The 528-nt window shown below is 48.1% G+C and carries 5 tRNA genes; all 5 read left to right on the top strand.

What is annotated here, in order from left to right:
- The first annotated feature begins 4 nt into the window (after window positions 1–4).
- The 5 genes from WKH56_RS35100 (at window position 5) to WKH56_RS35080 (ending at window position 525) form a co-directional block, all read left to right on the top strand.
- A tRNA-Lys gene (locus WKH56_RS35100) sits at window positions 5–77 on the top strand.
- A 12-nt stretch (window positions 78–89) separates the two neighbouring features.
- Window positions 90–172 (top strand) — tRNA-Leu (locus tag WKH56_RS35095).
- A gap of 22 nt (window positions 173–194) precedes the next feature.
- Window positions 195–280 (top strand) — tRNA-Leu (locus tag WKH56_RS35090).
- A gap of 90 nt (window positions 281–370) precedes the next feature.
- Window positions 371–447, top strand: a tRNA-Arg gene (locus tag WKH56_RS35085).
- 4 nt (window positions 448–451) lie between these two features.
- Window positions 452–525: transfer RNA gene (locus WKH56_RS35080), tRNA-Gly, on the top strand.
- Window positions 526–528 lie beyond the last annotated feature (3 nt).

Raw genomic sequence — 528 nt, 5'->3', positions numbered from 1 at the left:
TAGAGAGCCATTAGCTCAGTTGGTAGAGCATCTGACTTTTAATCAGAGGGTCGAAGGTTCGAGTCCTTCATGGCTCATTTTCATTTCTTGCGGGTGTGGCGGAATTGGCAGACGCGCTAGACTTAGGATCTAGTGTCTTTACGACGTGGGGGTTCAAGTCCCTTCACCCGCATCTTATTCATTTTATGTATTTAGCGGTCGTGGCGGAATGGCAGACGCGCTAGGTTGAGGGCCTAGTGGGGGCGACCCCGTGGAGGTTCAAGTCCTCTCGGCCGCACCAAAAAAACTTTTTAAAAAAGTGTTGACATAAGAAAATAGAAATGATATTATAATAAAGTCGCCAAAACAACGGCGGTGAACATCATAAGAAGCGCCCGTAGCTCAATTGGATAGAGCGTTTGACTACGGATCAAAAGGTTAGGGGTTCGACTCCTCTCGGGCGCGCCATATTGCGGGTGTAGTTTAGTGGTAAAACCTCAGCCTTCCAAGCTGATGTCGTGAGTTCGATTCTCATCACCCGCTCCAAAT

It is taken from the genome of Priestia sp. SB1 (genome assembly GCF_038898415.1).
This window is presented reverse-complemented; position numbering and strand designations above follow the sequence as displayed.